This is a genomic window from Kaistella sp. (assembly GCF_041824135.1).
GTDB lineage: Bacteria > Bacteroidota > Bacteroidia > Flavobacteriales > Weeksellaceae > Kaistella.
The window spans coordinates 48888-58685 of the sequence record NZ_JBGZYM010000113.1 but is presented as its reverse complement, the minus strand read 5'-3'; the positions used below and the strand labels follow the sequence as shown (position 1 = coordinate 58685).

The following is a 9798-nucleotide window of genomic DNA, read 5'->3' as shown; positions in this document are numbered from 1 at the left end:
GCACGCTTTCCGGTTATTTGGCAAATTCTTGACATATCTCGATGTTCTTATTTCTGAATGAATATTTGAGAGTGCAAAATAACGAAGAATATTTTAGTTAGACAAATATTATTGTAAATTATTTTAAAGAAAATTCAATCTTCTGCACTGCTGTTATTTAAAAAGGTCAATTCCTTTTTTCTTAAATGATATTAACTTCCCTTTCCAACTCAATTCCAAACTTTTCTTTCACTGATTCAATAATCATGGTCGAAAAATCATAAATTTCTTTTCCTGAAGCCAAACCTGTTTTGTTGACGATCACTAAACTTTGAAGTTCATGCGACGCTACATTTCCGATCTGTTTTCCTTTCCAGCCACATTGTTCGATGAGCCAACCTGCCGGAACTTTTACCAATTCTCCCTGAGGATAATTCGGCATTTCGGGATGTGTTTTCTGAACTTCTAAAAACTGCTCCACTGAAATCGATGGATTCTTAAAAAAACTACCCGCATTTCCGATTACTTTTGGATCTGGCAATTTGCTTTGTCTGATATTAATAACGGCTTTAGAAATATCTTGAATGGTCGCGTGTTCAATTCCCAAATTCTTTAATTCTGATTGAATAGCGCCGTATTCAGTTTTAATTAAATGATCCTTTCGCGTCAACTTAAAAGTCACTTCCAGAATTACATATTTTCCTTTTCCTTCTCTTTTGAAAATTGATTCCCTATATCCAAAATTACATTTTTCGTGATTAAATTCTTCAACGACCAACGTTTCCAAATTCAATACTTTACAGCTCACAAAAGTGTCTTTAATCTCCGTTCCGTATGCACCGATATTTTGCATTGGTGATGTTCCTACGTTCCCTGGAATAAGTGATAAATTCTCTAAACCACCGTAATTTTTGTCCAAGCAAAATTGAACAAATTCATGCCAGTTTTCACCTGCTTGAGAAGTGACCAAAACCTCATTATCACTAACAATCTTTTCCGAAATACCTTTTAAATTTAATTGAAGAACGACTCCATCAAAATCTTGAGTAAATAAAACGTTACTGCCGCCGCCTAAGAATAACATTTTAAATTTCTGAACAGAAGTATTTCTAAGAATTTGAGTCAATTGATCCAAAGATTTAATTTCTGCAAAATATTTAGCGGACACCTCAACACCGAACGTATTGTGATTTTTAAGAGAATAATTTTCTTGAATATTCATTTTTTATGGAGCAATGTTTGAGAGCATATTGTGAATTCTTTTTTCGGCTTCCTCTTTGGTAATTCCGTGATAGAAATCAACCACGAACGGATGACTAAAATCCAGTTGAGGATAAACTTCGGGTCGTTCATTCCCCGGTTTTGTTTTAACATCCAGAGCGATACTTTTTTCAAATTGATAATCCGGCAGCGCATTGCTCAACCAACCAAAATAAACGGTTTCGTGATTTTCGTTATTAAAACCAGCCTTATAATCTTCGAAATCCTCTTCATTTAGATAAACCCAGAGTCCGTATTCCAAATACAGAGAAGATTTTGCAATCTTTTGCCTTAAAACGACCCGAATAAACCAGTCTGTTCGATCTGGATATTCAATCGTACAAAAATCACTATCAACATGAATTTTGTACGTGTTTTTTTGTTCTTCGGTCAACCAATAATAAGAATTGGGATAGGCAAAAGTGAGCGCGGGATAATCAGCATGAACTTCACCGCAAATCGAACATTTATTTTCTAAACTCATTTATTAAATTTATTCAAAAATTTTATTTTATGTAAATAGCAAGAATCTACTCTTCGCTAAGTGAAACGCCTTTGCGTACGTAATTTTAGCAATATTAAGAACTAAACCTTTGCATCTTTGCGTTAAAACAAATCACTAAAGACAAAATAAAAAGCGGGCAAAAAACCCGCTCTCAATTAATTAAAGACCAAATTCAATCTTATATTTTTGCAGTGCATCATTCAATAATTCCACACTTCTTCTTAAATCATCTTCCTTCAAAACGTAAGCAATTCTTACTTGTTTTCTACCCAATTCTGGATTGCTGTAAAAACCACTCATTGGCGCAACCATAATGGTTTCGTTGTTATGAGAATAACTTTCTAATAACCATTGCGCAAACTTATCAGTATCATCAACCGGAAGTTCTACCGCGCAATAAAATGCCCCTTTTGGTTTTGGACAGATCACTCCCGGAATTCCGTTCAGTAAATCGACCAAAACATTTCTACGATGTGTATATTCCGCACGAACAGTCAAAATATAATCGGCATCATTTTGGTGTGCCGCAGCCGCTGCGATTTGTCCCAAAAGAACCGGACTCAATCTCGCCTGTGCAAAGAGCATCGCTGCATCGTGAATTGATTTCGAACGCGTCACCATGAAACCAATTCTCACGCCACACATCGAGTAACGTTTTGATTCCGAATCGATGATGATACAGTTTTCAGCAATTTCTGGGAAATCAACCATCGAAACTGCCTGCTTTCCATCATATACATATTCTCTGTAAACCTCATCAGAAATGATGACGATATCGTGTCTCAAAGCAATATCTGCCAACTTCTGCAACTCTTCTCTGGTATATAAATAACCAGTTGGATTTCCTGGATTACAAATTAAAATCGCTTTGGTTTTCGGCGTAATTTTTTTCTCGAAATCTTCGATCGGAGGCAAAGCAAAGCCAGAATCAATAGTAGAACTTACCGCTACAACATTGATATTGAAAGTGCTTGCAAAACCATTATAATTCGCATAATAAGGCTCCGGAATAATTACTTCATCACCATCATCGCACAAAGTGGAAAGCGCAAAATTTAAGGCTTCCGATCCACCATTGGTTACAATGAAATTATCGGTCGTAAGATCCGCAAAACCCAGCGTGTGATAATAATCTTTCAACGCAGTTCTGTAATCCAGATTACCTTCTGATAACGCATATTCAAAGATTTTTAAATCATTATTTTTCACAGCATCTAAAGCAGATTGCGGAGTTTCAATATCGGGCTGACCAATATTCAAATGATAAACTTTAATTCCTCTTTGTTTCGCTTGTAGTGCGTAAGGAACCAATTTTCTTACCGGCGATGCAGGCATCTGTTGTGCTCTGTGTGAAATTTTTGGCATTATTTAAATTTTTCACAAAATTAAGAATTTTTTTGAAGCAAAACGGTTTTCGCTTCTTCGAAAAATCAGTCCGGCTGTCCATTGCAATCTTTTTTTTGCAATACCTTACTCCAGCGCTAAAAAAAAGGATTTTCATTTCCATCCGGGCTAGAAATTCAGGTAGTTTTTATTTTCAATATTTTTAAACGCAAATGGCGCGAATGAATTGGAATACCACCACCAATAGTTTACATTGAAAATAAACTATTCAGCATTTTTGAAATTGGTGAAACTATTAATGCAATTTGTGTCTACGAAAAACAAAAAAACCGCAGAAAGCTCTGCGGTTAACTGTTATTTATGGTCTAAAATCTACGACCTATTTAATAAATCCTTTATCCTTCAACAACGGTTTCAAATCAGGATTTCTTCCGGTAAAGTTTTTAAATGCTTCATTCAAATCAACAGAGTTTCCTACGGATAAAATATATTTACGGAAGCGGTCACCATTTTCACGGGTCATTCCACCGTTGCTGGAAATCCAGTCCCAAGCATCAGAATTCAACATATCACTCCACATGTAAGCGTAATACCCGGCTGAATATCCACCTCCCCAAATGTGAGCAAAATACGGAGAATGATATCTTGGGGGAACTTCTTTCAAATTAAATCCGTATTTCGCCAACACGTCTTTTTCAAATTCTAAAGTTGGTTTAAACTGAGACGCATCGGTTACTGAATGCCAGTTCATATCAATCGTTGCTGCAGAAACCAATTCTGTGGTAGAATATCCTTGATTAAATGTTCCGGCTTTTTTAATTTTATCAACTAACGCTTGTGGCATCGGCTTTTTCGTCTGATAATGCAAAGCATAATTTTTCAATACGGAAGGTTCCAAAGCGAAAAACTCATTAATTTGAGACGGAAATTCTACAAAGTCACGCTGCACATTGGTTCCTGAAATAGACAAGTATTTTTGATCAGCAAATAATCCGTGTAAAGTATGTCCAAACTCATGGAACATAGTTGTTACATCATCATACGAAATTAAAGAAGGCTTTCCTTCAGCTGGCTTTTGATAATTGAAGACATTTACAATGACTGGTTTTTGACCTAATAAATGAGATTGCTCCACAAAGTTGCTCATCCAGGCTCCACCATTTTTATTATTTCTGGTATAGAAATCCAGGTAGTAAATCGCTAAAGATTTTCCATCACGATCAAAAACTTCATAAGCTACAACGTCTGGATGATAGACTGGTAAATCGTTTCTTTCTTTAAAGGTAATTCCGTAGAATTTTTCCGCAGCGTAAAAAACTCCTTTTTCTAAAACGGTTTTCACTTCAAAATATGGTTTGATCTGATTTTCATCTAAATCGTATTTTTCTTTTCTAACTTGTTCTGCATAGAAATTCCAATCCCACGGCTCAACGGTAAATCCACCTTTTTGTTTATCGATCAACGCTTGAATTTCATTGCTTTCTCTCTTCGCTGTTTCAACGGCTGGAGTTACCAGTTTAGCTAAAAGGTCAATTGCATTCTCCGGAGTTTTTGCCATTTGATCCTGAAGTTTCCATTCAGCGAACGATTTTTTGCCCATTAAATGCGCTTTCTCCATTCTTAATTTCGCCTCTCTTTCCAAAATGCTTCTGGTGTCGTCTGCATTTCCTTTTTCTGCTCTGTACCAAGAAGCTTTGAATAACTTTTCTCTGGTGGCTCTATTTTTTAAATTCTGGAGCAAAGGCTGTTGAGTTGTATTTTGTAACGCCAGTAAATACCCTTGTTTTCCGTCAGCTTTTGCATCTGCCGCTGCTGCTGCAATTTCATCTGCAGAAAGTCCATCTAGTTCTTTTACATCGGTAATTAGAAGTGCACCATTTTTTCTGGCATCTAATAATTTATTAGAAAACTGCGTAGAAAGAGTAGCTAATTCTTCATTAATTTTCTTAACCTTCCCTTTATTTTCTGCCGTCAAATTAGCACCAGCTATTTCGAAGTTCGTTGTATAAAGTTCTAAAACTCTTTTTTCTTCCGAACCTAAATTGTTTGTTTTTATGGCTTTAATTCTAGAGAACAATTTTTCATTCAAATAAATTTTATCAGAAAGTCCCGCAAAAATCGGCGCGTATTCTACTTCAATTTTTTGAAGTTCCGGATTGGTATTTGAACCTGTAAGATTATAAAAAACAATTTGAGCACGTCTCAAAACTTCACCACTGTTCTCTAAAGCGAGTATGGTATTTTCAAAAGTCGGCGCTGCGGTATTATTCGCTATTTGGTCTAATTCTACCAACTGAACTTTAATGCCATATTTAAAAGCAGGAACAAAATGCTCGTCTTTAATCTTATTGAATTCTGGTGCCTGATACTGCAAAGAACTTTTCTGTAAAAAAGGATTATTTGCCATTGAAGCATCAGGTGCAGGCATTTCCGTAGAAGTATTTTCTGTGGTTTTCATAGTGGTACAGGCGGTTGTCATCGCCAGAGATGAAATTAAAAAAACTGATGTAATATTTTTCATTCGTAAATTGTTATTAAGGTATAAAGATATTCATTTTAATTTTATCTTTAACATCACCAATAATAACACCAACTAAACTATGAAAACATTATCGATCTCTATTTTATCCACTTTTTTACTTTTATCGTCTTGTAACGTTAAATCCGACGGAGGATTTCCTTTTAATATGACGCCAAAAGAAGGAACGGGAATTATCAAAACAAAAACTTTTAATATATCATTCGACGAAATTAAAGTAGCTCAGTCGATCGACACCGAAGTGGTAAAATCTGACGAGGAAAAGGTAGTCGTTACAGCTCCATCAGATATTTTAGATGATATATTGGTCGAAAATAATAATGGAGAATTGTATATCCACTTTAAACCAAACCTCAATATTTCAGCCCGAAATGTGGCGGTGAAAATTTTTGCTAAAGATTTCTCCTCTGTTAAAGCGAGTTCGTCTGCCTCGATAACTATTAAGGACACTTTCACCCAAGACCGAACTGCTATCGCGGCTTCAAGCTCCGGAAGCATTTCAGGAAATCTCGAAGCCAACGATTTATCAATTGACGTATCCAGTTCTGGAACTTATTCGGGTAAAATTTGGGCAGTTAATTTAGACAGTCAAGTTTCTTCCTCTGGCGACATTATTATTTCAGGTAAAACAAAAAATGCTACAATGAAATCTTCTTCGTCTGGAACGTTGAACGCGAAAAATGTAGTTGCTGAAAATGCTGACTTGAGCGCCTCAAGTAGTGGTGACATCAGCTTATCGGTTTCCAACCAGTTGAATGCCTCTGCAAGTTCTTCGGGTGACATCAATATTTATAGAAAAGGAAATCTTAATGTGATCAGCCAAAAAGAAAGCAGTGGCGGAAGCGTTTCGATTCAATAAAAATAATACCTATTTAGTACGAGACAAAATCAGTCCAAATTTGGACTGATTTTTTTTGACAAAGATTCAGAAACAGATTAAGTCTTTAGCTCTATTAATACTGAAAATAAGTTTTGGCTAAAGCCGACAGTAACATCCAATAAAAAAACGGGCTGAAGCCCGTTCCTATTGATTTGTTAAATATCCATAGACATAAATAAGTCTTAATTACGACGCTTCCCACTTTTTTCTTTTGGTTATTGCGAGGCTCTTTTTACTTGGCTTTTTTCAACTTACCAACCGCCAGATGCACCACCGCCGCCAAAACTTCCGCCGCCACCAAAGCCACCGAATCCGCCGCCGCCTCCTGAACCGCCGCCAAATCCTCCACCGCCGAAACTACCGGGGAATGGAAAGAATCCGCCTGGATAGGTTCTTCTACCTCTGCGGGAAAGAATAACATCTTCATCATCGTCGTACCTTCCACCACTGCCACCGCCACCTTTAAATAAGAAACTGATAATGATGAAAACAAAAAAGGCAATCATTAAAATTTGAGCAGAACTTAAACCTTCTTGACTGGAATCCTTAGCAATAGGTTTAAACTTTCCCTGCACGGCTTCCATCAAAGCGTCGGTGCCTCGGTTAATTCCGTCGTACCATAATCCTTGTTTAAAATTTGGCGTTACGATGTAATCCAATATTTGTCCAGCTACAGAAGCTGTCAAATAACGTTCGACACCTCTACCCTGTTGTATGGCAAACTTCCGATCTTCGGTCGCGATCAGAAAAACAATTCCGTTATCCTGTTCCTTTTCACCAATTCCCCATTTCTCACCGTACATCGTCGCGAGATAATTAATATCTTCTCCACTTGTGGTTGGAACAATAATTACTGCGATTTCTGTAGACGTCGAATCGTAAAACTTAATGAGTTTTTGATTGATTTGATCTTTCTCGGTCTGTGTTAACATTCCAACATTATCCGTAACAGGAAATATCTTTACCGGCTTTTTAGGAATTAATTGGGCAAAAACAAGAATGTTTAAACCTAACAAAAGAAATGTGAAAAAGTATTTACGAGAACGTAATCTCATTAGGAAGTTCATTAGGATTTTCTCCCACGATTGGGAAATGATTTTTTAGTTCGATACCAGTTTCCATGATGGCTTTCTTCAACCCATCATGGTATTTTCCTTTGGAAAATGCGGTTGTAATTTCATCGTGCATTTTATCCCAGAAACTTTGGTGAACTTTCTTATGAATGCCTTCGTCACCAATAATGGTGAGATATTGCTGTTCGAAATTAACATGAAAAAGCACGGCATTTTGTTCTTCCGTTTTATCCTTGCATAATGTTTTGAAAACTTCAAAAGCAATTTCTGCATTGTGACCTTCTGTTGTAGAATCAATGTGCACGCGAATCTCTCCAGTGGAATGATTTTCTGCTGTTTGAATGGCTTCTACAAGAGAAGCCATTTGATAATCTGTTAGAAAGTTATTCATTACTTGGTAAAGACTTCTGGCGCTTTTTCTGCACCTACTGCGGCCTTGAAATATGGTTTTTCTTTAAAGTTCGTAATGTTTGCCAAAATATTATTTGGGAACGTTTTAATAGAAGTATTATAATCTTGTGCGGCTTCGTTATAATAAACGGTTTCGCTTCGGATGCTGTTTTCAATCGCGGTATATTCTCTCTGGAAATTGAGGTATTGTTGATCTGCTTTCAAATTCGGATAACTTTCAACAACTGCCATTAATCTGCTTAATGCTCCACTCAATTCGCCTTGTGCCGCCTGGAACTTCGCCAAGTCTGCCTCAGTCATGTTGGTAGGATCAATATTAATTGACGTTGCTTTTGATCTTGCCTCAATCACTTTAGTTAAGGTTTCCTGCTCGAATTGCGAATACGATTTTACGGTACGTTCCAGGTTTGGAATTAGGTTCGCACGTTTTTGATAAACCGTTTCTACATTCGACCATTTTGTATTGACCGTCTGTTCTTTCGCAACGAAATTATTATAGCCATTTTTACCCCAGAAAAAAACCAATACGGCAATTACAAGCAGAGCAATACCGATGGTACCAGCGCTCATGCATCCTTTATTTCTCATAGTTTATTATTTTTAAATTTAAATTTGCAACCCAAATATACAAATTATGTGCTAAATTTGTTAAAATTTAATAAAAATGATTACAATCGTAGTGGCAATGGGTTTAAACAATGAAATTGGTGCTGACAATCAATTACTTTGGCATCTTCCCAAAGATTTAAAACATTTTAAAGAACTTACGTCTGAACACCCAATTATTATGGGTCGCAAAACCTATGAGAGTATCGGCAAACCACTTCCTAATCGAACCAATATTGTGATAAGCAGAAAAAAAGATTGGTTTGAAGAAGGGATTTTAATAGTAGGAAGTGTAAAAGAAGCCATAAAGTTTGCAAAGAAAATAGATGAACAAGTTTTCATTCTTGGCGGGGGTAATATCTACGAACAAACTTTAGATTTGACTGATCAATTAAAAGTGACTTTGGTTCAAACCAAATTAGAAGCAGACACTTTTTTCCCAAAAATAAGTCCTAAAATTTGGAATAAAACCGAAGAAATTTGTCATGAAAAAGATATGAACAATGAGTTCGATTTTTGTTTTCAAACCTATGAGCGAAAGGTAAAATTAGTATAAAAATTAGACTTCAAAACTGGGCTTCCATTTTCGACTCAAATTATTATCTTTGCACCATTAAAATTAAACAATGAATAAATACATAAAATTCGTCATCACTGCAGCAATGATTGCTTTTGGAATTTACCTGATGATGAACAGAAATATCGGTTGGGGAATCGTCGTGGTTATTTTGTCTGCTATTCCTATTTTTCTTTTCTTCAAAAACGAATATATCTTATTGGCATTTTGGTTTTTAAGAAAACAAAACATGGTGAAAGCTGCGAGCTGGTTGACTAAAATTACCAATTATACAGCTCAGTTACACAAGACTCAGTTTGGGTATTTCCATTACTTGCAAGGATTAACTTTAGCTCAGGACAATCCGAGTAAAGTGGAACCTTTTATGAGAAAAGCGCTGGATTATGGTTTGAATATGAAACATGACCGCGCCATGGCAACCCTAAATATTGCTGCTGGAGCGATGCAAAAAGGCAGACGCCAGGAAGCGAAAAATTTATTGGAAGAAGCGAAGAAATTAGATTCTGCCGGAATGATGACCGATCAAATTAAGATGCTGAAAGATCAGCTAAAAATGCCTTCCATGCAAAAGCACATGCACAATCCAAATATGAGAAACAGAGGTAAATTCTCTTAACCTTTTTT

The 9798-nt window shown here is 36.3% G+C and carries 10 protein-coding genes; 3 read left to right on the top strand and 7 right to left on the bottom strand.

Features of this window, described 5'->3' with window-relative positions; all coding sequences use genetic code 11:
• Positions 1-181 precede the first annotated feature (181 nt).
• The 4 genes from murB to ACEYOS_RS14320 all read right to left on the bottom strand — a co-directional run bounded on the left by murB (position 182) and on the right by ACEYOS_RS14320 (position 5609).
• Entirely contained in the window at positions 182-1201 is a 1020-nt protein-coding gene (gene murB / locus ACEYOS_RS14335; RefSeq protein WP_373709983.1) for a UDP-N-acetylmuramate dehydrogenase, read from the bottom strand.
• Between the two features lie 3 nt (positions 1202-1204).
• Complete coding sequence (locus ACEYOS_RS14330; protein WP_373709982.1) at positions 1205-1723, bottom strand: DUF2199 domain-containing protein; 519 nt, start codon at positions 1721-1723, stop codon at positions 1205-1207.
• A 180-nt stretch (positions 1724-1903) separates the two neighbouring features.
• Positions 1904-3109, bottom strand: a complete 1206-nt coding sequence (locus tag ACEYOS_RS14325; protein WP_373739155.1) for a pyridoxal phosphate-dependent aminotransferase — start codon at positions 3107-3109, stop codon at positions 1904-1906.
• Between the two features lie 358 nt (positions 3110-3467).
• A complete protein-coding gene (locus tag ACEYOS_RS14320; protein ID WP_373710096.1) occupies positions 3468-5609 on the bottom strand; it encodes a M3 family metallopeptidase in 2142 nt (713 codons plus the stop codon).
• Between the two features lie 79 nt (positions 5610-5688).
• Between ACEYOS_RS14320 and ACEYOS_RS14315 the strand changes: the two genes are divergently transcribed.
• Positions 5689-6486: a head GIN domain-containing protein gene (locus tag ACEYOS_RS14315; protein ID WP_373710097.1), complete on the top strand. Its 798-nt coding sequence runs from the start codon at positions 5689-5691 to the stop codon at positions 6484-6486.
• 272 nt (positions 6487-6758) lie between these two features.
• Here the strand turns inward: ACEYOS_RS14315 and ACEYOS_RS14310 are convergent, their stop codons facing one another.
• The 3 genes from ACEYOS_RS14310 to ACEYOS_RS14300 are packed head-to-tail and all read right to left on the bottom strand — an operon-like array spanning position 6759 to position 8579.
• Positions 6759-7562, bottom strand: a complete 804-nt coding sequence (locus ACEYOS_RS14310; protein ID WP_373710100.1) for a YgcG family protein — start codon at positions 7560-7562, stop codon at positions 6759-6761.
• Positions 7543-7971, bottom strand: a complete 429-nt coding sequence (locus ACEYOS_RS14305) for a TPM domain-containing protein (protein ID WP_373710098.1) — start codon at positions 7969-7971, stop codon at positions 7543-7545. The genes ACEYOS_RS14310 and ACEYOS_RS14305 overlap by 20 nt, the downstream gene beginning before the upstream one ends.
• Positions 7971-8579: a LemA family protein gene (locus ACEYOS_RS14300; RefSeq protein WP_373710099.1), complete on the bottom strand. Its 609-nt coding sequence runs from the start codon at positions 8577-8579 to the stop codon at positions 7971-7973. Before ACEYOS_RS14300 ends, ACEYOS_RS14305 begins: the two co-directional genes overlap by 1 nt.
• Before the next feature lie 76 nt (positions 8580-8655).
• Here ACEYOS_RS14300 and ACEYOS_RS14295 point away from each other — a divergent pair, with 76 nt between their 5' ends.
• Together ACEYOS_RS14295 and ACEYOS_RS14290 are read left to right on the top strand one after the other, a co-directional pair.
• Complete coding sequence (locus tag ACEYOS_RS14295; protein ID WP_373709442.1) at positions 8656-9153, top strand: dihydrofolate reductase; 498 nt, start codon at positions 8656-8658, stop codon at positions 9151-9153.
• Positions 9154-9223: 70 nt separating this feature from the next.
• Entirely contained in the window at positions 9224-9790 is a 567-nt protein-coding gene (locus ACEYOS_RS14290; protein WP_373709443.1) for a DUF2892 domain-containing protein, read from the top strand.
• Positions 9791-9798: the final 8 nt, after the last annotated feature.